Consider the following 21,463-nt stretch of genomic DNA (forward strand, 5'->3'; position numbering starts at 1 on the left):
GGGGGTCGTGCGAGCGGCCGTCACACTCGTCGGGTTGACGGTCCTCTCCGGGGCACTCATGCACCTTGCGGGTGTGGCCGGCCTGCTCGGCGGAGCGCTCGTTGCGGCGGTGACGTTGGCACTCGCCGCGGCGGTGGTCCTCTGGCGTTTCTTCCGCGACCCCGAGCGCACGGCGCCCGAGGGCGAGGACATCGTGGTCAGCCCCGCCGAGGGCCAGATCATCTACGTCAAGCGCTCAGCAGACGGGCAGGTCCCGGTGTCCGAGAAGCAGGGACGCTCGTACCGGCTTGACGAGCTCGTCCGCACGCCTCTCGACGTCGACGAGGCGATCATCATCGGGATCGCACTGAGCTTCCTCGACGTCCACGTCAACCGGGCGCCGGTGGGCGCCCGGGTCCTCGCGCAGCGGAAGTTCCCCGGCCCGTTCAGGTCTCTGAAGGACCCAGCCGCCGTCTTCGTCAACGAGCGGGCGACGATGCTCTTCGAGCACCGCGGTACGCAGATGGCGGTCGTACTCATCGCCTCGCGGCTCGTGCGTCGCATCGTTGCCTTCGTCCGAGAGGGTGACGACGTCGCGATAGGCCAGCGCATCGGCGTCATCCGTTTCGGCTCGCAGGTCGACCTCGTCCTCCCGGCCCGCGGAGACGTCGACGTGCTGGTCGAGCCGGGGCAGAGGGTCCGAGCGGGCGAGACGATCGTCGCGCGACTGTCGACACCGGAGCCCTGAGCGGCGGCGGTGGCGGCGGCCCTCAAGCCCGGTCAGCCCGCGCCGGCACGCGACGGCCGGCTGGCGGCCTCGTCTTCCGACGCCGTCCCCCGCCGGCCCGGCAGTTCGCCGCCGAGCAGAGCGGCGTAGGCGGACAGGTAGATCTCCCGTTGCGCCGTCCAGCCGAAGGCGCGGCAGCGCTCGCGGGCCGCAGCCACCAGGGCCCGCCGGCGATCCGGGTCCTCGTGGAGACCGACGAGCGCGTCGGCGAGGCTCTCCGCGGAACTCGGCTCGAAGTACTGCACGGCGTCGTCCCCGAAGTACCGCGCCGTCGACCGCAACCGGCTGGCCACCACCGGGATGTCCAGGAGCATGTACTCGTACATCTTGTTGGTGTGGACCAGGTTCGAGTACGGGGACGACTTCTGGGCGACGATCCCGACGTCGGCCGCGCACAGTTCCGCCACCAGAGCGGGTAGCTCCAGCCAGCCGAGGTACTGGACGCGGTCCTGCACCCCCTCCTCCTCGATGAGCCGCTCCAGCTCGGGCACGTACTCCCCGGCTCCCGTGATGCGGAGGCGGAGGGTCGGGATGCGATCCCGTGCCAGCCGCACCGCGCGCACCATCGTGTCGTGGCCGTACCGCTCGTCCACGAAGCCGTGGCACACGGCGGTGAACCACTCGCGATCGGGAGCCGCACCGGTGCTGTGCTCGAGGAGGTGCCGGGCGTCCGGGCCGTTCAGCACGACGACGATCTTGTCCGGGTCCGCGCCCCGCGCCACGTACGCCTCCTTGAGGTCGTCGGTCACCGTGACGACGAGGTCCGCGAAGCGGATCGCGGCCTGCTCGATGAGCCGCAGGAGCCGTACCAGCAGGGCAGACCCGTACTTCGTCTCCCCGAGCTCGGGGGTGGGTTCCTGCATGAACGCGACGACCTTGGCTCCGCGCAGGCGCGGGACCAGCGCGGCGAAGACCAGGAAATCCGGCATGGAATGGGTCTGCACCACCTGGAAGGGACGTTGCCGATGCAGCCGCGTGACCGCGGCCGACGCCCCTACGAAGAACGCGAGATAGTCCCGCACGTAGGCCAGCGGACCGCCCCGTCTGCGGGCCAGGGGCAACCGGTGGAGGGTGACGCCGTTGTCTGTCTCGACAGCCGGCTTGCCCGGCTCTCGCAGGCACACGATGTCGACGTCGAACCCCGCGTCCCGCAACGCCTCGGCCTCCCGGCGGATGTCCAGCTCGTAGTAGGCGCAATGGCGCACCAGGCAGACGCGGCCGACCGGGGACGTCCCCCGCGCCACCACCTCCGGGCGATCACGGACATCGGCAACCGCCCTCCTCCGCGATCGCCTCACGTGCAGGGCGTCCTTGCGGCTGAGCGTGAAGCGACTCACGACCTGCCTCCGGATCCGCTAGCCGGCCATGCCGAGGATCGCCGTGTACGCCTCCTCCGCGCGCCGGCGCACCCCCCTCAGCTGCGGCCTTTCCAGCTCGGCGCGTAGGGCGTCCTTGGCCAGCCGCCGGCGTTCCGACGGCACCCACTCATCGGGCTCCGCAGCCGGTGGGGGCCGCCTCTCGGGATCGGCCAGCACCGCGAGGACCTCTGCCCTGGAGACCCTGCCTGACTCGAAGGCGATCATCGGCCAGTCCGTCGGACGAAGCCGGACCAGTTCCGTCACCAGCTCGTCGTCCTCGACGGCCGGCAGCCGGAACGCCGTCCCGAAGCGGTCGTTCAGCCGTTGCACCGCAGGCTTGGCGTCCCGGGTCACCTCCTCGAAGTCGGCCACGACGAACGAGTCCCGGTACGGGAGCAGCCGCTCGTGGAAGCGGGCGTAGGCGAACAGCGCGTCCCGCACTGTGACGTGCGGCTCCTGCACCGCTTGCGACAGAGCCGACTCCACAGGCTCCCGCACCAGCACGAGCGTCGGCAGAGCCCGTCGAACGGCTTCGATGATCTGCGCGGGAGCGTGCAGGTGATGGGCCAGCCGGACCGGACGCTCCTGGGCGAGCTGGAAGGCGTAGACCAGGTAGGTGCTCGCCGCACGGGTGTACCCGTCGATGACCAGTTCGGTGTCCGGCGCGATGACCTCCGGCGTCGGCCCGGGATAGCGCCTGCGGGCGAGCGGCAGGTACAGCGCTGGCTGGGCGCTCACCCAGGTGCGCGTGAGGTGCCGAGCCCGCCCCAGTGCACTGGGACGTCGGGACAGCGGAGTCCTGGGCCGGCGCGGCACACTCTCGACGTGGCTCCGAGGCAGGTGGAGCCCGGACATCTCGGAACCCTTCCCGGCGTGGGTGCTCACGAATTCCTCCTGGGTTCGGAGGCGCCATGCCACGGCTCCTTCACTGAGCCGGCGGTGGATGGCGACGTCGGCCGTCTGGTGGTTCGGGGACACTAAGGGGCCCGGCACAGAATGAGAGCTGATTCGGTATTGCTTTCTCCCGGGATCGCGTTCCCCGGTGAGGCCCGCACGCAAGACACCTGGACGATCACCATTCGTGAGGCGGTCATGTCCGCTGCAACCGTCACTCGCTGTTCCGGGCCAGCCTCTCCCGAACCTCTCTGCCCCAGACCGGGGTGGGCGTCCCGTCGTCGTCTGAGATGAGCGAGGCGCAGTCGTCCCAGACGTTCCACGTCCACGCCGTGTAACTGGCGCCATGAGCGTCCAGCCAGTCGAAGGCCTGCTCGGAGAACCCGGCCCCGGCCGTGTGCGTCGGTCTGCAGTTCTCGTCCAGTTCGGGGCCCACCTCCCCCGCGTAGAGCGGCACCACCGATGCGACCTTGGCCAGCACCGTGTCGAAGCACCGGACGTCCGCGCACCGGTTGTGCGGGTAGGCGTGGAACGAGGCGACGAGGTTGTGGAGGGGGTCGGCGGGCTGGTAGTCCAGCCACCGGTCGAGAGCGGAGGCCCAGTCGATGCCGCCAACGGCGATCACGTTGCGCGCTCCAGCCGCGCGGATGGCTGCGATGAGCTCGTTCATGCCCGCAGCGACGTAGGTCCGGGAGGCGTTCCGCGACGGCAGCTCGCAGCCGCCGTCGCGCCAGCACGACCACGCACGGCGGCTGTTCACCTCGTCGAACGGGAACGGTTCGTTGAACACATCGAACACCACCGCAGTGTCGTCCTCGAAGGTGGCCGCGACCTCGCTCCAGAAGTCCAGGCTGTGCTCCCGGCTCGGCATCTGCTCCTGCTCGAGCGAGCGCGCTCGACCTGGCGCCGAGCGGTGCAGGTCCAGGACCACGACGAAGCCGTGGTCACGAAGGAGACGCACGTAGTGGCGGATGGCCTCCTGGTACGTGGCTCCTCCGTAGGCCGGCTGCACCCCCAGCCCGAGCCAGCACTGCTCGTTGAGGGGCACGCGCACGGTGTTCGCGCCCCTCCAGGTCGCCATCCGGGCCACCGTCGACGCCGACATGCGGGTGCGTTGCGCTGCATGGCCGTCGAAGATGCCCCACCCCTCGACGCAGGCGTACTCGGCGCCGGAGTGATTGAAGCCGAGCAGGCGGACAGGAGCGCCGTCCTGGTCGACGAGCTGGTTGCCGTGAACGCTGAGGGCGGTGATGTGGCCCCGGGCGCTTGTCACGGCCGCCGGCGACGAGCCCGGGGACGGTGTGGAGTCGACGAACCACCTCGTCCCGGACGCTGCGCCGACGACCACGAGCATCAGCACCCCGACGACCGCGGCCATCCGGTGCGTGCGGTGGGACATCGGCTGTTCCTCTCGCCTGGACGACGGCCACGACGTGGGAGAGCACAGCGGCTCAGGGGCCGTCGACCACGACGTCCCGGACCGTCCTCACCGTCGTCCCCGGGGGCGCATGGTGCTCCAGCCAGTCCAGGAAGGCGGTGAAGGCGCCCTCGTCCACCCCGTCGGCCATGCAGTCCACGAACCCCGGATCGCCCGACCTGCAGAGGCGGTGGAGCGCGACCTGCACCCAGCCGCCACCGGCGTCGGCTGCCGTGACGATGGTCCGCCGGAGGTCGTCGAGAGAGAAGGAACCGCTGCCGGAGACACGGACCGCTCGCGTGGAGAACGGGTCGACCGGCGGGATGGTGTCGGGGACGACCGCCTCCTCCGGGGAGGCGCTCTGGGTCGACCGGGCCGACCGATAGCCGCAGGACTCCACCAACTGCTGGGCCGCCTCGTCCACCTTCCCGAACGGGTAGGCGAAGCTCTGCGGGTCGAACCCCATCTGCCACAGGCGGGTCCGATCCCGGCAGATCTCGTCACGTTTGACGGATTCCGGGATCCGGGGATCAGTGAGGTCGACGTAAGCCGACGTCTGGCCGCCGATCTCGTGGCCCTGCATGAGCAGGCGGAAGAGCTCCTCCCAGTTCAGGTGGTTCGGGTTGCTCCCGAGGTAAGGGTTGTCCCCGTCGATCAGCCCGGTGTTGACGAAGAAGGTCCCGTGCATCCCGTGCGCGCGCAGCGCGTCAGCCGCCAGCTTCTGGCTGGCCTGGCCGCCGTCGAACGTGAGCGACACAACCGTACTCGGTGCGGGGAGCGGAGGCTGCGGCGGCGCCCCCATCACCTCGCGCACTGTCCGCACGGTCGTGTCCGCCGGGGCGCCGTCCGCGGCGCCGGCGTCGTGCAGCCACCGCAGGAAGGCCGACAGCACGGCGTCATCGACGGGCTTCACGCTGGACATGCAGGACTCGTACGACGAGTCCGTGGAGTGGCACACCTCGTTGAAGACCAGCGGGATCCAGTGGCGGTCACCCGCGCCCGCCGTCACCGAGCGCTGCAGCTCCTCCAGGGTGATCGGGGACGGCTGGGGCCGATCGGGGTTGCGCACGACGAAGGGCTCGTCCGGCGGGAGCGGGATGGCTGCCGCGGCCGGGCCCTGGTCGTCGAACAACCCGCCGATGACGCGTCCGGATGAGTACCCGCACGAGGCGACGAGGTCGGCCAGCGAGCCCTGGCCGGCAGGGAACTCGTACGTGTGCTTGCCGGCCGGGTAGGCGAAGCTGCGCGGGTCCAGGCCAAGTCCGGCGAGTCTGTCGCGAGCCCCGCAGACCTGCTCCTGCTTGTCGGCGAAGTCCCGGGCGGGATCGGGGGAGGGGACGGTGAGGTCGAGAGCGTCCTTGGCGGAGCCCCCGATCTCGTCCCCCTCGCGGTACATCTGCTGGACCTGCTGCCAGGTCATGCAGCAGGGGCCGTTGGCATCGATCGGGCCGGTGGGCACGTAGAAGGTGCCGTGCACGTCGTACTGGCGTAGCAGGGGTCTGGCGTTGCGATACTGGCTCGCCTTCCCGCCGTCGAAGGTCAGGGAGACCACGGTGCCCTGCAGACCGCCCGGGGGTGATCCCGACGCGTTGCCCCTGCCGTCCGCGGCAGGTCCCGACGTCCGGGTGAGGGCCCACACGGAGGCTGCCACGACGCTGGGGACGAGGACGACCAGGATCGTCCACCGTAGCCACACGGGCACGTGGCTCAGCACCCGACGCCGATCATGGGGCTGGGAGCGGGGCGCGGAACGGCCGGGACGTCCGGAAGAGCTCATACCGCTGTCTCCTGGCGGATCACCGGAGAGCTGGTGGCTGCACGCCGGTCCAGGTCGCCCGGCGGGCCGTCAGCAACCGACTGGTTCGTCATGGGCGGGTCCCCGTGGACCGTGCACCATACCTGCGCACCGCGCCACCGAGGAAGGCCCCGAGGCAAGGCATGCTCCGGCGACACCTACACCGCAGGGGGCGACAAGCGCTGGCGGCGCTCGCTACGAGCAGCCAGTTCCCGGGGACCCGCTACACGTGGACCAGCTCGGGATCATCCCAGACGGTGGCGAGCACCGCGTACTGGACCGAACCGACCGGTATGCGCGACCGGTCCACCGGAGAAGCCAGCTACGCCTCGTGCACCCCACCTCGGCGTCCCGTCGGGCTGACCCGCTCCAAGATCCATCCCGAAGGAGGCCGCCGGTAGACCACGGCCAGGTACCTGCCGACCGAGACGACAACCAGGCGGGGCAGGTCATTTGGGACGGCTCACCGAAACGAGCTGACGGGTGACGGGTCGGGCTGCACCCCCTCTCCTCGTGCTGTCCCGGCTCAGCGGGTGATCGTCGGGGCGTGCCCGTTCTGCCGTGCGTTGAGCCGTTCCCGCTGCGGCACCACCGTGTACTTCGGGTCCCGGGCGCTGACGAGACCCGCCTCGAACACGCCGAACCGGGTCAGCAGCGAGCCCGCGGCCAGCAGCACGCCCGACGCCACCGCACCCAGCTTCCGCCGTCCGGCGACCACGGTCAGCGTCGCGCCGGCCGCGGTGCAGGCCCTCGCCGCGCGCAGCAGCGCCCCCGGCCGGCCCTCGTGGTACGGCTCGCTGACGATGCCGTGGTCGGTCTCCACCCGGTGCATCGCGGCCAGCTCGACCGCCGCGCCGGCGACGGCCATCTTCCGCGCCGGGCCGGCCTCCGCCACAGGCACCAGCGCCATCGCCAGACCGCCACCGGCCGCCATCCCGGACGCGCCGAAGACGAACGGCAGCTGGGTGTGCGCGGCATGCCACGACGGGACGGCGGTGTTGGCCAGCAGCACGCCCGTGTAGGTGGCCAGGGGCCCACCGAACAGCGCCGCCACCGCGCCGCCGAACCGCTTGAGCCCGGGCAACCAGCCGAGCAGCTCGACAGCCGCCGTCGCGCCGGCCGCTGCGCTGAACGGCGACAGGATGTAGGTGCCCACCGACAGAGGGGAGGTCGGCTTGAGCACGCGGAGCATGTGCAGGAACCGCTCCGGCCGCCCGAGGTCGTGGACGAGGAACACCACCGAGGCGATCGCCCCGCCGCCCGAGACCAGCCGGGTCACCCGGGTCAGCTGCGGCCGGTCGGTGAGGTCGGCGAAGGCGGCGAGGATCGACGACGAGCCGGCCGCGCCGCCGAGGAACAGGTACAGCGGGACGTCGGGGCTCTTCCAGACCGGCGGCTTGATGATCGGGCGGCCGTAGTACGAGGTGAACTCGGCCTCCTCGACCATCGGCACCTCGCCACCGGGACGGCCTCCGCCCCGCCGCCGGCGGCGCTTGCCGTTCGCCGTGACGTCCGAGCCCCCGGCCCGCCGCCAGCCCGCCCCCGGGGTCGTGATCCCCTCGGTCACGCACCCACCTCCGACGGCCTTTGTGGCCACTTTGGCCGGGTCACAGTGGCCTCCGCGAGCCGAGCACGGCCGACAGCGCCACGCCGACGATCATCGCCGCGGCCGCCCCGGCCGCCTTCCACATCGACGGCAGGTCGCGCGTGGTGACCACCGGGTCCGGCGGCAGGCCGTAGACCTCCGGCTCGTCGAGCAGCAGGAAGAACGCGCCGTTGCCGCCGACGCCGTCGTTCTCGTCCCGCCCGTAGAGCCGGGCGGTCTCCACGCCCTGCGCCTTGAGCGTGGCCAGCCGCGCGTCGGCGCGGGCCTGCAACTCGTCGAGGTTGCCGAACTGGATCGACTGGGTCGGGCACGCCGTGGCGCACGCCGGCATCAGCCCGTCGGTCAACCGGTCGTAGCAGAGGGTGCACTTGAACACCCGGCCGTCGCCCTTGCGCTGGTTGATGACGCCGTACGGGCAGGACGGCACGCAGTAGCCGCAGCCGTTGCAGATGTCGCCCTGGACGACGACCGTGCCGAACTCGGTGCGGAACAGCGCCCCGGTCGGGCACACGTCCAGGCAGCCGGCGTGCGTGCAGTGCTTGCAGACGTCGGAGCTCATCAGCCAGCGGACCTGCTTGTCGGTGCCCGACTGCCCCGTCTGCGGGTCGTACTCGCTCAGAGCCTCGGCGTTGAGCACGCTGGCCTGCGCCTCGGCCAGGCTGTCACCGGTCGCGTTCGACGGGGATGGCCCGCCGCCCTGCCGGTCGTCGCCGGGCCGGCCGAAGGTCGGCATCGGCAGGTCCACCGGGCGGCTCTGCTCGATGAACGCCACGTGCCGCCAGCTGTTGGCGCCGAGCTGACCGGTGTTGTCGTAGGACATCCCGGACAGCCCGATGACGTCCCGCGTGCCGTGCGAGTCGTCCATCGGCAGGAGGTTCCACTCCTTGCACGCCACCTCGCAGGCCTTGCAGCCGATGCACACCGAGGTGTCGGTGAAGAAGCCCACGCGCGCCGGGTGGTCGGCGCCGTACCCGGCCTCCGCCTGGACGTCGGGCAGCGGCCCGAACAGCCGGTTCTCCGGGTCCCGGCCGGTGAAGGCGGGGCTCGCCGAGCTGATCGAGGTCACAGTGCACCCCGTTCGACTCCGGACTCGTTCCGCTCCTCGGTCGACGCCATCAGTCGCCTCCGCGGTCGCTCCGCTCCTCGGTCGCTGGCGCTCCCTGCGATGCTCACTCCCCGTCGGCTCCGGGCATCTCCCTGCGATGCTCGCTCGCCCGTCGTTCTCACAGCGTCGACCCTTCCCCGGCGTTCGCCTCGACCGGGTCACGGCCGTTGCGGCCGACCCGTCCGGACGCCACCCCGGCCCGCCGCCGGTAGTCCTCCACGAACTCCACCAGGGCCGGCCCGCGCGGCCGCCGTCCGGGCCGGATGTCTGCGGTGCTGACCTTGTCCTCCTGGATGTGCGTGTTCGGGTCGAGCACGATGCCCAGCAGGTCGTTGGCGGAGTCACCGGTGGCGATGCCGCTGTAGGACCAGTGGTACGGCATGCCGATCTGGTGCACGACCGTGCCGTCGCGCAGCCGGATCGGCCGCATCCTCTCGGTGACCAGCACCTTCGCCTCGATCGCGGTCCGCGTGCTGACCAGCGTGGCGTACTCGCCGTTGCGCAGCCCGCGCAGCTCGGCGAGCTCCGGGCTCACCTCGACGAAGAACTCCGGCTGGAGCTCGGCCAGGTACGGCAGCGTGCGGCTCATCGCCCCGGCGGTGTGGTGCTCGGTGAGCCGGTAGGTGGTCACCTGGAACGGGAAGACCTCGCTACGCGGCGGGTTCTCCCGGTTCCACGGCCCCTCGATCCGCTCGATCGTCGGGTTGGCCTGCTGCTTGTAGAACGCGTTCTCGACGACGGACTCGGCTGGCTCGTAGTGCGTCGGCAGCGGGCCGTCGACCAGCCCCGCGGGCGCGTACAGCCAGGCCTTGCCGTCACCCTGCATGACGAACGGGTCGGTCCCGGCGAGCGCGTCCTGCGCCCGCGCGCCCTCCGGCGGCACGTAGGACGGCGGCTTCTGCGCCTCGAAGTCCGGGACGTCCTCACCGACCCAGCGGCCGGCCTCGGCGTCCCACCAGACGTACTTCTTCCGCTCGCTCCACGGCCGCCCCTCGGGGTCGGCCGAGGCCCGGTTGTAGAGCACGCGCCGGTTGTACGGCCAGGCCCAGCCCCACTCGGAGGCGACCGGCCCCTGCTCGCGGCCGGGCTTGCGGCGGGCGGCCTGGTTGACCTCGTCGGCGTAGACGCCCGAGTAGATCCAGCAGCCGCAGGACGTCGACCCGTCGTCCGCGAGCTCCATGTACCCGGAGACGGCGCGGCCATCCGGGCCCACCCCGTTGATCTCGCGCAGCACCGCCTCGGCGCTGGGCTCGGCCTCCGGCCCGTGCGTCGGGTAGTCCCAGGTGAGGTCGAGCAGCGGGCGGTCCCGCGGGTCGGTGGAGTCCCTCAGCCGTTCCCGCAGGATGCGGCCCAGGTGGAAGTAGAACCACAGGTCGCTGCGGGCGTCGCCCGGTGGGTCCACGGCCTTGTGCCGCCACTGCAGCAGCCGCTCGGTCTGGGTGAAGGTCCCCTCCTTCTCCGCGTGCGAGGCCGCGGGCAGGAAGAAGACCTCGGTGGCGATCGACTCCGGCGCCAGCTCGCCGGTCTCGATCTCCGGGGACTCGTTCCAGAAGGTCGCCGACTCGATCAACTGCAGGTCGCGCACGACCAGCCAGTCGAGGTTGGCCAGGCCGAAGCGGTTCATCCGGCCGTTCGGGTGGCCGACCGACGGGTTCTCCCCGACGAGGAAGTACCCGGAGACCTTCCCCTCGATCATGTCGGCGATCGTCCGGTAGGAGCTGTGGTCGCCGTCGATCTTGGGCAGGTGGTCGAAGCAGAAGTCGTTCTCCGGCTGCGCGGCATCCCCGAACCAGGCCTTGAGCAGGCTGACCGTGTAGGTGCGCTTGTTGCCCCAGAAGCCGGCCTTGCCGGCGGCATCGGCGACGTAGTCCTCCAGCGTCTGGTGCTGGAGGGCGTGCGGCATGGGCAGGTAGCCCGGCAGCAGGTTGAACAGCGTCGGGACGTCGGTCGACCCCTGGATGCTGGCGTGCCCGCGCAGCGCCATGATCCCGCCACCGGGCCGGCCGATGTTGCCCAGCAGCAGCTGGAGGATCGACGCGGTGCGGATGTACTGGGCGCCGACGCTGTGCTGCGTCCAGCCGACCGAGTACACCCAGGCCGTCGTCCGGTCACGGCCGCTGTTCTCGGTGATCCAGCGGGCGACCTGAAGGAAGACCTGCGGCTCGATGCCGCAGACCTCGGCGACCATCTCGGGCGTGTAGCGGTCGAAGTGCCGCTTGAGCACCTGGAAGACGCAGCGCGGGTGCTGCAGCGTCTCGTCCCGCTTCGGCTTGCTCGGGATCGGCGGGCCGCCGCTGCCGGCGGCCTGCGCGCGGTCGGCCTTCCTGACGTCGGGGTGCTGCTCGGCGGCCTCCTGCTCGGACGCCTTCCCTGGGTGGTCCGACCCCGAGTGCGGCGGCTCCTCCGGCTCGTACTGCCAGCTGGCCTCGTCGTAGGTGCTCTTCTCCGGGTCGAACCCGGAGAAGAGGCCGTCGAGGTCCTCGACGTCGACGAACTCCTCGCCGACCAGCGCCGCGGCGTTGGTGTAGGCGACCACGTACTCCCTGAAGTACAGGTCGTTGTCGAGGACGTACTTGATCAGCCCGCCGAGGAACGCGATGTCGGTGCCGACGCGGATCGGCACGTGCAGGTCGGCGATCGCGCTGGTCCGCGTGAACCGCGGGTCGATGTGCACGATCTTCGCGCCGCGCGCCTTGGCCTCCGACACCCACTGGAAGCCCACCGGGTGGCACTCGGCCATGTTCGAACCCTCGATGACGATGCAGTCGGAGTTCGCCAGGTCCTCGAGGGTGTTGGTGGCACCGCCACGTCCGAACGAGGTCCCCAGACCGGGGACCGTGGCGGAGTGCTATATGCGCGCCTGGTTCTCGATCTGGATCGCGCCCAGGGCGCTGTACAGCTTCTTCATGAGGTAGTTCTCCTCGTTGTCGAGGGTCGCCCCTCCGAGGCTGGCTACTCCCATGGTCCGGTTGACGCGCTTGCCCTGGTTGTCGTCCTGCCAGCCCTTGCGACGGGCCTCCAGCACGCGGTCGGCGATCATCTCCATCGCCGTGTCGAGGTCGAGGTCCTCCCACTCCGTGCCGTACGGACGGCGGTAGCGGACCTTCGTCACCCGGGTGGGGCTGGTGACCAGCTGCTTGCTCGCGCTGCCCTTGGGGCACAGCCGGCCGCGGCTGATCGGCGAGTCCGGATCGCCCTCGATCTGGACGATCCGCTCGTCCTCCACGAAGATCCGCTGCCCGCAGCCGACGGCGCAGTAGGGGCAGACGCTCTGCACGACGCGGTCGGCCGTCGCGGTGCGGCTCACCACGTTCTCGGTCGCCTTGCTGCGGGCGGCCCTGCCGCGTCCCAGGGGATCGGGGCCGGTCAGCTGCCGGAACACCGGCCACGCATCGAGCCAGGTCTTCACCCGGTCGACTCTGCCACCTCGGCGCCGATCCGGCGCATCGGGGGACGCGGATCCTGCAGGTCACCGGGGGTTGCGCCGGCTCGACGGCCGGGGCGGGGTGCCGTGTCGATCACGGGCTCGTCGCCCCGCCCGGGGGCGTGCCCTCCCGTCGCCCCCACCCCGTGGAGATCGTGCGGACGGCTCCCTCCACGGCGCCGGACGCCTCACCGGGCCGACGTTCGCCCCCGCGCCGCCAGGGGCATGAGGGCGCGGTGTTCTTCCTCTTCTCGAGCCGGCTCGGTTGCCTGGGCTCGCTGCTCGTCTCGGCCGCGTTGACCCTGGTCCTGCTCCTGGTGTTCGACGTCCTGTGACGATGGGGCCGGCGTGTGGCCCCGGGCCAGGGATGGAGGAGTGAGGTGTCAGGGGCCGGAGGGCCCGGTCCGGCCGCTCGGAGGGCCCCGGTCCGGCCGCTCGGAGGGCTCCGGTCCGGCCGCTCGGAGGGCGGAGCGTGACGGCCGGACGACAGGGACGCGGGTCGTCAGGGGCTCCCCGTAAGGGTCAAACCGGTGCCGGATCGTCACCGGGGAGGTCGATACTGAGCGCGTGGGGGACCTGGACCTGCACTTCCTCGGCCACTCGACGGTGCGCGTCGAGCTGGCCGGGCACACCGTGCTGACCGATCCCCTGCTCACAGGCCGCGTCGGGCCGCTGCGGCGGGTGGTCCCACCGCCGACGCCGGAGGCGTGGGCCGGGGTCGACCTGGTGCTCGTCAGCCACCTGCACGGCGACCACCTGCACCTGCCGTCGCTGCGCCTGCTGGGGCCCGACGTCCGCGTCGTCGTCCCCCAGGGCGCGGGCGCGTGGCTGCGCGCGAAGGGCTTCCGGCACGTCGTCGAGGTCCTGCCCGGTGAGTCGTTCACCCACGGCGCGCTGCGGGTGACCGCCGTCCCCGCCGACCACACCGGCCACCGCTGGGGCCCCCGGCTCACCCACGGCCCCGACACCACCGCGGTCGGGCACCTGGTCGAAGGCGGCGGGCGCACGGTCTACGTCAGCGGCGACACCGACCTGTTCGACGAGATGCACCTGCTGGGCGACCGCGGTGTCGACGTCGCGCTGCTGCCGGTGTGGGGCTGGGGGCCGACGCTCGGGCCCGGGCACCTCGACCCGCACGCCGCCGCCGAGGCCACCGCCCGCCTGCGCCCGCGGATCGCCGTCCCCGTGCACTGGGGCACCCTCACCGTCCCCGGCGGCACCGTGCTGCCGGGCCTGCGCGGCCGGGTGCGCCCGTTGCTGGTCGAGCCGCCGCACACGTTCGCCGCCGCCGTGGCCACGCTCGGTCTCGACACGCACGTGGCGGTCACCGAGCCGGGGCAGCCGGTGCTCCTGCCTCCCCCGCCGGACAGCGGGGAGGTGGCGGCATGAGCGCGGGCGCACTCGCCTCGGCCTGGACCGACGGGTCGATCGGCTACCCAGTCCTGTTCGGCGGGGTGCTGCTCGGCTCGATCGTGCCCGTCGTCCCGACCGGCGCGATCGTCGGCGCCGGCGCGGCGTTCGCGATGACCGCCTCCGGGCTCAACCTGCCGCTGGTGCTCCTCGTCGCCACCCTCGCGGCGTGGATCGGTGACGTGGTCACGTTCGGCATCTGCCGGTTCGGCGGGCCCGCCGCGGTGCGCTGGGTGGCCCGCGGCCAGCACGCCGAGCGGATCGAGGAGGTCCGCGAGCAGTTCGTCCGGCACGGCTGGCAGATCATCGTCGTCGGCCGGCTGCTGCCCGCGGGTCGGATCCCGGTGCTGCTCGCCGCCGGTGCACTGGCCTACCCCTGGCGGCGGCTGCTGCCCGCGTCCCTGCTGGCCGCGGCCCTGTGGGCGCTGGCCTACGCGCTGCTCGGCGTGGTCAGCGGCGGCATCTTCGACTCCCCGCTGACCGCCGTCCTCCTGGCCACCGTGCTCGTCCTGGTGGTCGGCGCGGTGCTCAACCTGGTGAGCGGGCGGCGCCGGAAGGCGCCCGAGCCCGACCGCGAGCCCGACCACTCGACCTGCGGACCGGCATGAGCCCACCCGCTGCGCCCGGCCGGGTCCTGCAGCGCGGCCGGACGCCGGCCCGGCTGCTGCTCACCTGGGCGGCGACCACCGCGGCACTGTCGGCCCTCGACGCCTGGCTCGACGAGTTCACGATGGACGGCTGGTGGCAGCCGCCGGTGATCGCGCTGCTGCTGGGCGCGCTGACCGCCCTGGTGTGGCCGCTGGTCATGCGGGTCGCCCTGCCGCTGGCGTTCTTCACCCTCGGCCTGGGCAGCTTCCTGCTGCTCGGCGCGGCGGTGCTCGGGCTGTCGTTCCTCATCCCCGGGGTCGTCATCGAGAACCTGCGCACGGGCGTGGCCGTCGGCGTCGGCATGGCCGCCGTGTCCGGGCTGGTCAGCAGCGTGCTGGCCATCGACGAGGACGAGCTGTTCTTCCGCCGCGCGCGCCGCCGGGCCCGGGCGGTGGCGGACGGCGAACCGCGGCCGCCGGGCGTGCTGTTCCTGCAGATCGACGCGCTCTCGTACGACACCGCCCGCCGCGCCGTGCGGGACGGCTCGATGCCCAACCTCGCCGCGTGGCTGCGCGCGGGCAGCCACACGCTGACCTCCTGGCACACCGACTGGAGCTCGCAGACCGGCGCATCGGTGATGGGCATCCTGCACGGGTCCAACTCCGACATCCCGGGGTTCCGCTGGTACGACAAGGAGCGCGACCGGATCGTCCGGGTCTCCTCCCCGGTCGACGCCGCGGAGCTCGAGCGCGCCCACTCCGACGGCCGCGGCCTGCTGTCCGGCGGAGGCGCCAGCCGGGGCAACCTGTTCACCGGCGACGCGACCCACGTCAGCCTCACGATGAGCTCGCTGGCCCACGTCGTCCCGGCGTCCAGCCGGCGGCCCCGGCAGGCCCGGGAGCGGGTCGGCTCCGGGTACTACGCCTACTTCGCCAACCCGGCGAACGCGCTGCGCACCATCGCGGTCTCGGCCGTCGACGTCTACCGCGAGCTGGTCGCGGCGGCCCGGGAGCGGCGCGCCGACGTCCGGCCGCGGGTGTCCCGCGGGGGCTTCTACCCGCTGGCCCGGCCGGGGACGACGGTCATCGCGCGGGACGTCGTCGTCTTCGCGCTGCTCGAGGACGTGATGGCGGGCCGGCCGGTCGCCTACGCGGACTTCCTCGGCTACGACGAGGCCGCGCACCACGCCGGGCTGGAGCGGGCCGACAGCCTGGCGGTGCTGCGCAGCATCGACCAGCAGATCGGCCGGCTGCACCGCGCCGCCCAGCTCGCGCCGCGCGGGTACCACCTGGTCTGCCTGTCCGACCACGGGCAGACCCAGGGCGAGTCGTTCGTCAGCCGGTTCGGCGAGTCGGTCGAGGAGCTGGTCGGCCGGCTGTGCGGCGGGCCGGACGAGTTGCCGGAGAAGCACCTCACCGGTCCGCGGGACAGCCGCCGGCTCACCGAGGGCTGGCAGGTCGGGGCCGCGCTGGCCGAGGGCGGCGTGATCGCCCGCCGGCTGCGCGAGCGGGTGGAGCGCGCGGAGGGCGTGCCGCACTCGCACGAGCTGCCCACAGACCGGGAGGGCCGCGGACCGCGGGTGGCGCCCGGCGTGGTCGTCGCCGTCTCCGGCCACACCGCGCTGGTGTCCTTCGCCGACATCCCGGGCCGGGTCTCCCTGGAGGAGATCGAGCGGCACTGGCCCCGGCTGCTGCCCGGGCTCGTCGACCACGACGGCGTCGGCTTCCTGCTGGTGCACTCGGAGGAGTACGGGCCGGTGGTGCTCGGCCGCGACGGGGTGCACCGGCTGGCCGCGGGGATGGTGATCGGCGAGGACCCCCTCGCGCCGTACGGCGAGCACGCGGCGGCGCTGGTGGCCCGCGCGTCCACGTTCCCGCACTGCCCCGACGTCGTCATCAACAGCCGCTACGACCCCGCCACCGACGAGGCGTCGGCGTTCGAGCCGCACGTCGGCTCGCACGGCGGCCTGGGTGGGCCGCAGCAGCACGGGTTCCTGCTCCACCCCCGCTCCTTCCGGCCGCCGGGCGAGGTCGTCGGCGCCGAGCAGCTGCACCGGGTATTCCGCGGCTGGCTCACCGACCTCGGCCACCCCGAGCCGACCGGCGCGGGCGCGGCCGTCGGCGCGCTCAGTGCGACGGCGCTGCACGGGTCCGGCGTGGGGGTGTGACGGACGGCGAGACGCCCGGTGACGGTCACGTGAACTCGGTCGCGCCCGCTGGCGTCCGGACGAGGTCGTCCCCGAAGGTGGGCCGATGCGACCCGATGCGCGCGCCTGGTTCGAGCACCGCACGACCTCCGCACCCTCGCTGGCCGCCCTCGACCTCGGCGCCCTGCTGAGGGCCAAGCGCCGCGGTCAGCACCGGGTCAGCGTCGTCCTGCCGGCCCGCGACGAGCAGGACACCGTCGGCGGGGTGGTCGCCGGGCTGCGCGAGCACTGGGTGCTGCGCACGCCGCTGGTCGACGAACTGCTCGTCGTCGACTCGGACTCCACCGACGCCACCGCCCGGGTGGCCCGCGCCGCCGGCGCCGACGTCGTCGCCACCTCGGACGTGCTGCCCGCCCACGGCACCCGCCCCGGCAAGGGGGAGGCACTGTGGAAGTCCCTGGCCGCCACCACCGGCGACCTCGTCGTCTTCCTCGACGCCGACCTGATCGGCGACGTCACCCACTACGTACCCGGGCTGCTCGCGCCGCTGCTCACCGAGCCGCAGGTCGACTACGTCAAGGGCTGCTACACGCGGCCGCTGCAGGTGGACGGCATGAGCGTCCCCGCCGGCGGCGGCCGGGTCACCGAGCTGACCGCACGGCCGCTGCTCAACGCGCTGTGGCCGGAGCTGGCGGGGTTCGTGCAGCCGCTGGGCGGCGAGTACGCCGGCCGGCGCGCGGTGCTGGAGCAGGTGCCGTTCGTCTCCGGCTACGGGGTCGAGGTGGGCCTGCTCGTGGACCTGCTGCGGCTGACCGGGCTCGGCGGCCTGGCCCAGGTCGACCTCGGCGTCCGCCGGCACACCTCGCAGAGCCAGGAGGCGCTGGGCCGGATGGCCGGGCAGGTGGTGTCCACGGTGCTGTCCCGCGCGGGAGCAGCGCTGCAGGCGGAGGCCGGCGGACTGCTCACGCAGTTCCGCCACGACGGGCTGGGCTTCGTGCCGCAGAGCACGCCGGTCACCGTCGACGAGCGGCCGCCGATGGCCACCGTGCCGGAGTACCGCGCCCTCCGCGCGGAGGACGTCGGCTGACGCGCCGGCAGCATCGCAGCGAGCGACCGAACCGACAGCGAGCGAGGAGCGGACCGGCTGCGGGAAGCCGACTGTGTCGTCGTCGGCTGACGCGGCGGTGAGCCCGTCCGCGATCACGCTGGGGAAGGGACGGACACGCCCGACCAGGGAATCGGCCCGGCTGACCCCTGTGCCGATCACCGATCGCCCGGCATCCTGTCGCGACGGGGGTCCCGTGCCGACAACGGAGTCGGCACCCGGCAGGGGGAGACGCGTGCACCCTGACGTCCGGCGCTGGCTGCGCCACCGCACCTTCACCGCTGACACGTGGCAGCCCGACGGGCTGGTCGCCGAGAAGCAGGAGTGGGGGACGACGGTCAGCGTCGTCCTGCCCGCCCTCGACGAGGAACGCACCGTCGGCCAGATCGTCGGGACCATCCGCGAGACGCTGGTGGAGCGAACGCCGCTGGTGGACGAGCTGGTCGTGGTCGACAGCGGGTCCACCGACCGGACGGCGGAGGTCGCGGCCCGCGCCGGCGCCCGCGTCGTCCACGTCGACACGGTCCTGCCCGGGCACGGCAGCCGCCCGGGCAAGGGTGAGGCGCTGTGGAAGTCGCTGCACGCGACCAGCGGTGACCTCGTGGTCTTCGTCGACGCCGACCTGATCGGCTTCGACCCGCGGTTCGTCGTCGGCCTGCTCGGCCCGCTGCTGTCCGACCCCACGATCGGCTACGTCAAGGCCCTCTACGACCGCCCGCTGACCACCACCGACGGGATCGTCCCCTCTGGTGGTGGCCGGGTCACCGAGCTGGTCGCGCGGCCGCTGCTCAACGCGTTCTGGCCCGAGCTGTCCGGTTTCGTGCAGCCGCTCTCCGGCGAGTACGCCGGCCGCCGGGAGCTGCTCGAGCAGGTGCCGTTCGTCTCCGGCTACGGCGTGGAGTTCGGCCTCCTGGTGGACCTCGTGCGGCTGGCCGGCCTCGACGCCCTCGCCCAGGTCGACCTCGGCACCCGCCAGCACACCCACCAGGCCGACGCGGCGCTGGGCCGCATGGCCGGGCAGATCCTGCAGACCGCGCTCGCCCGGCGGCCCGGGGCCGGGTGGCCGTCGCGGGAGCTGCTGCAGTTCATGCGCACCGCGGACGGGCTGGAGGGCGTCAGCTGGGACGTCGGCGTCGTCGAGCGGCCGCCGATGCGCTCGGTGCGGGCGGCGGACGGCAGCGCGGAGCCGGGCGCGTGAAGATCCTGATGGACGCCGGGCCGTGGCTGCCCGTGCCGCCGCCGGGCTACGGGGGCCTGGAGAACGTCGTCGCCACGCTGACCGCCGAGCTCCGGGCCCGCGGGCACACCGTCGTCCTGGCCTCGGTGGGGGACTCCACACTGCCGGTCGACGGCCTGGTCAGCGCCTTCCCGAGCGGCCGGTTCGAGCTGCTGGGCGGGCCGTACCCGCAGGTGGTGGGGACGGCGCACGCGCACGAGCACGTGGTGCAGGCGGCGATCGCCGAGCACGCGCTCACCGGCGAGCCCTTCGACCTGGTGCACACCCACGTCGAGGTCGTCGGCCCGGCGCTGCTCGGCAGCCTGGGCGACGCCGCTCCCCCGGTGCTGGCCACGCTGCACTGGGACCTGCACCGCAACGCCGAGTTCTACGCCGGCTTCGACGGCCGCGGCCGGGTCTTCTTCGCCGGCGTCTCCGACAGCCAGGTGGCGCGGGCGCCGGAGCTGCTGCGCACGCAGGTCCTGGGCGCGGTGCCGCTCGCCGTCCCGGTGGACGACGTGCCCCCGGTGCCCCGCACGGAACGGACCGACTCGGTGCTGGTGCTGGCCCGACTGTGCGAGTCCAAGGGCATCGACACCGCGCTGCGGGCCTGCCGGGCCGCGGGGGTGCCCCTGGTGCTGGCCGGTCCGGTCGGCGGGCTGCCCGACCGCAACGCGCTGGCGGCCGCGCTGGCCACCCCCGGGCACCCGGCCCGCGCGCACCCCGACGTGGCCTGGTTCCTCGAGCACGTCGACCCGCACCTCGACGGCGTCGCGGCGCGGTGGATCGGCAGCGTGGGCGGGGAGCAGAAGACCGAGCTGCTGCGCACGTCCCGCGCGGTGCTGTTCCCGATCCGGTGGGAGGAGCCCGGCGGCACCGCGGTCTGCGAGGCGCTGGCCGCGGGCACCCCGGTCGTCGCCATGGCCCGCGGCTGCCTGCCCTCGCTGGTCGAGCACGGCCGCACCGGCTTCCTCGCCACCGACGAGGACGGCTTCACCGCCGCGCTGGGGCGGCTCGACGAGATCGACCCCGAGCGGTGTGCCACGGAGGCCCGCCGGCGGTTCGCGCCGCCGGTGATGGCCGACGGCTACGAGCGGCTGTACGCCGAGGCGCTGCGGCGGGCCCGCTCGACGCTCCCTGCGCCGCGGATCCCGCCGGCCGGGCAGGACGCCGTCGTCGGCTAGACCCCCGTCACCTGGACGGCGCCACCGCCACGCGCGGACTCCGCGATCGCCACCGCCACCCGGTGGGTGCGCAGCGCCTCGGCGTAGTCGACGAGGTCCCCGGACGGTGGGCCCCCGGCGAGCAGGTCGACGAACGCGCGGTCGACCGCGGTGCGCGCGTCGACGGTCGGCTCCGTGCGCTCGGTCCCTGCGGCCGTGGTGACGGTCAGCGCCGTCTCGGTGAGCTCGACCGCCGCCCCGTCGCAGACGACGTCCAGGCCGGCGCGGATCTTGGACGGCAGCGAGCAGGCGGCGCTCACCGTGCCCACCGCGCCCGAGGCGAACGTGAGCAGCGCGGCGGTGGCGTCGTCGACGTCCCGCCCGGTCGCGCTGGACGGCGCCGCCGCCGCCCGGACCTCGACCACCTCCCCGGCGAGCAGCCGGGCGAGGTCGAGCACGTGGGTGAGCTGCTCGACCACCTGCCCGCCCGAGGACTCCGCCCGCGCCCACCACGCCGGCGGCGGCACCTTGTCCAGCCACGTGGCGTCGACCAGCCGGGGCCGGTGGGCGGCGCAGACGGCGCGGGCGGCGGCCACCGTGTCCAGGTGCCGCCAGTGGTAGCCGGTCGCGGTGGGCAGCCCGGCGGCGGCGACCGCGGCGGCCACCTCCTCGGCCACCGCCAGACCGGTGGCCAGCGGCTTCTCGACGAGGAACGGGATCCCGGCACGGACGGCGGCGAGCTCCAGCTCCCCGTGGGCGAAGGGCGGCACACACAGCCAGACCCCGTCGAGGCCCTGCCGCAGCAGCGTCGGGACGTCGTCCACCACCGGGACGCCGAGGTCCGCGCCGAGCGCCCCGGCGACCCCGGGGACGACGTCGGTGACGCCGACGAACTCGATGTCGGGGAACCCCGCCAGCGTGCGGGCGTGCCGCGCGCCCACTCCCCCGGCTCCCACCAGACCGATCCGCACCGCTCCCATGACCGGCCTCTGCCCACCCCGACCGGCCGGGAACCGCCCAGCGCGGGACCGCCCGGTGCGGCACGATCGGCGGGTACCCTCCCCCCGGCCCGCGACGCCCTCCCCGCCGCCCGCCGCGGAGCGCGCTCCCGTCCGCTGCCCCGGCTGCGGATCGGTCCTGGCACCGGCTCCCGGGGACGGCTCGTCCCCCACCGGCGCGTGCGCACGGCTGTTCGAGGAGACACTGCGCGGGCTGCGCGAGGAGGCGGTCGCCGACCCGCAGGCCGCAGCGGCCGTGGCGCTGGCCGACGACGCCTACGCGGTGCAGCACGGTGACGGCGGCCCGCAGCGGCTGGCCGCCTGGCCGCCCGGCTCGGCGAGCAGCTCCCGGCGGGCCTCCCCGGTGTGGCGCACCACCGTCGCGGACGTCGCCGCCGACCTCGACGTCATCGACCTGACCGTGCTGGTGGCGGCATGGGCGGGCGGCGGCGGACGCCGTGCGCTCCCGCCC

General features: G+C 73.3%; 15 protein-coding genes and 2 pseudogenes. 8 read left to right on the plus strand and 9 right to left on the minus strand.

Annotated features, from left to right (window positions below; genetic code table 11):
- Nucleotides 1-73 precede the first annotated feature (73 nt).
- On the plus strand, nt 74-727 hold the full coding sequence (locus ACI782_RS17225) for a phosphatidylserine decarboxylase (RefSeq protein WP_456911294.1): 654 nt from the start codon (nt 74-76) through the stop codon (nt 725-727).
- Nucleotides 728-759: 32 nt separating this feature from the next.
- Here the strand turns inward: ACI782_RS17225 and ACI782_RS17230 are convergent, their stop codons facing one another.
- The 7 genes and pseudogenes from ACI782_RS17230 to fdh form a co-directional block, all read right to left on the minus strand.
- Nucleotides 760-2,010, minus strand: coding sequence for a glycosyltransferase (locus ACI782_RS17230; RefSeq protein WP_456911295.1), 1,251 nt, complete (start codon nt 2,008-2,010; stop codon nt 760-762).
- Between the two features lie 111 nt (nt 2,011-2,121).
- Nucleotides 2,122-2,862, minus strand: a complete 741-nt coding sequence (locus ACI782_RS17235) for a hypothetical protein (RefSeq protein WP_456911296.1) — start codon at nt 2,860-2,862, stop codon at nt 2,122-2,124.
- Nucleotides 2,863-3,232: 370 nt separating this feature from the next.
- Nucleotides 3,233-4,417, minus strand: a complete 1,185-nt coding sequence (locus ACI782_RS17240) for a glycoside hydrolase family 5 protein (RefSeq protein WP_456911297.1) — start codon at nt 4,415-4,417, stop codon at nt 3,233-3,235.
- A 52-nt stretch (nt 4,418-4,469) separates the two neighbouring features.
- A complete protein-coding gene (locus ACI782_RS17245; protein WP_456911298.1) occupies nt 4,470-5,987 on the minus strand; it encodes a polysaccharide deacetylase family protein in 1,518 nt (505 codons plus the stop codon).
- A 769-nt stretch (nt 5,988-6,756) separates the two neighbouring features.
- On the minus strand, nt 6,757-7,797 hold the full coding sequence (nrfD, locus tag ACI782_RS17250; RefSeq protein WP_456911299.1) for an NrfD/PsrC family molybdoenzyme membrane anchor subunit: 1,041 nt from the start codon (nt 7,795-7,797) through the stop codon (nt 6,757-6,759).
- 40 nt (nt 7,798-7,837) lie between these two features.
- On the minus strand, nt 7,838-8,902 hold the full coding sequence (locus tag ACI782_RS17255) for a 4Fe-4S dicluster domain-containing protein (protein WP_456911300.1): 1,065 nt from the start codon (nt 8,900-8,902) through the stop codon (nt 7,838-7,840).
- A 157-nt stretch (nt 8,903-9,059) separates the two neighbouring features.
- Nucleotides 9,060-12,350 (minus strand): annotated as a pseudogene (gene fdh / locus ACI782_RS17260) (formate dehydrogenase).
- Between the two features lie 582 nt (nt 12,351-12,932).
- Here fdh and ACI782_RS17265 point away from each other — a divergent pair.
- From ACI782_RS17265 to ACI782_RS17290, 6 genes are all read left to right on the plus strand, one after another.
- Nucleotides 12,933-13,754 (plus strand): MBL fold metallo-hydrolase, encoded by an 822-nt coding sequence (locus ACI782_RS17265; RefSeq protein WP_456911301.1) that lies wholly within the window; start codon nt 12,933-12,935, stop codon nt 13,752-13,754.
- Entirely contained in the window at nt 13,751-14,383 is a 633-nt protein-coding gene (locus tag ACI782_RS17270; RefSeq protein WP_456911302.1) for a DedA family protein, read from the plus strand. Before ACI782_RS17265 ends, ACI782_RS17270 begins: the two co-directional genes overlap by 4 nt.
- The gene (locus tag ACI782_RS17275) at nt 14,380-16,530 is read left to right on the plus strand and encodes a phage holin family protein (protein ID WP_456911303.1); all 2,151 of its coding nucleotides are present in this window, start codon (nt 14,380-14,382) and stop codon (nt 16,528-16,530) included. Before ACI782_RS17270 ends, ACI782_RS17275 begins: the two co-directional genes overlap by 4 nt.
- Nucleotides 16,531-16,615: 85 nt before the next feature.
- Nucleotides 16,616-17,596: a glucosyl-3-phosphoglycerate synthase gene (locus ACI782_RS17280; RefSeq protein WP_456911304.1), complete on the plus strand. Its 981-nt coding sequence runs from the start codon at nt 16,616-16,618 to the stop codon at nt 17,594-17,596.
- 253 nt (nt 17,597-17,849) lie between these two features.
- Nucleotides 17,850-18,812 carry a glucosyl-3-phosphoglycerate synthase gene (locus ACI782_RS17285; protein ID WP_456911305.1) on the plus strand — a complete coding sequence of 321 codons (963 nt, stop codon included), beginning with the start codon at nt 17,850-17,852 and terminating at the stop codon, nt 18,810-18,812.
- Entirely contained in the window at nt 18,809-20,014 is a 1,206-nt protein-coding gene (locus ACI782_RS17290; protein WP_456911306.1) for a glycosyltransferase, read from the plus strand. The genes ACI782_RS17285 and ACI782_RS17290 overlap by 4 nt, the downstream gene beginning before the upstream one ends.
- Here ACI782_RS17290 and ACI782_RS17295 read toward each other — a convergent pair.
- The gene (locus tag ACI782_RS17295) at nt 20,011-20,973 is read right to left on the minus strand and encodes a Gfo/Idh/MocA family protein (RefSeq protein WP_456911307.1); all 963 of its coding nucleotides are present in this window, start codon (nt 20,971-20,973) and stop codon (nt 20,011-20,013) included. The two genes, ACI782_RS17290 and ACI782_RS17295, sit on opposite strands and share 4 nt — an antisense overlap.
- On the opposite strand from ACI782_RS17295, the pseudogene ACI782_RS17300 reads away from it, so the two are divergent.
- Nucleotides 20,972-21,247 (plus strand): annotated as a pseudogene (locus tag ACI782_RS17300) (hypothetical protein); the annotation flags it as partial. The gene ACI782_RS17295 and the pseudogene ACI782_RS17300 overlap by 2 nt on opposite strands.
- A gap of 20 nt (nt 21,248-21,267) precedes the next feature.
- Here the strand turns inward: ACI782_RS17300 and ACI782_RS17305 are convergent.
- Nucleotides 21,268-21,402, minus strand: a complete 135-nt coding sequence (locus ACI782_RS17305) for a hypothetical protein (RefSeq protein ID WP_456911360.1) — start codon at nt 21,400-21,402, stop codon at nt 21,268-21,270.
- Between the last annotated feature and the right edge of the window lie 61 nt (nt 21,403-21,463).

Source organism: Geodermatophilus sp. SYSU D00703 (genome assembly GCF_054050155.1).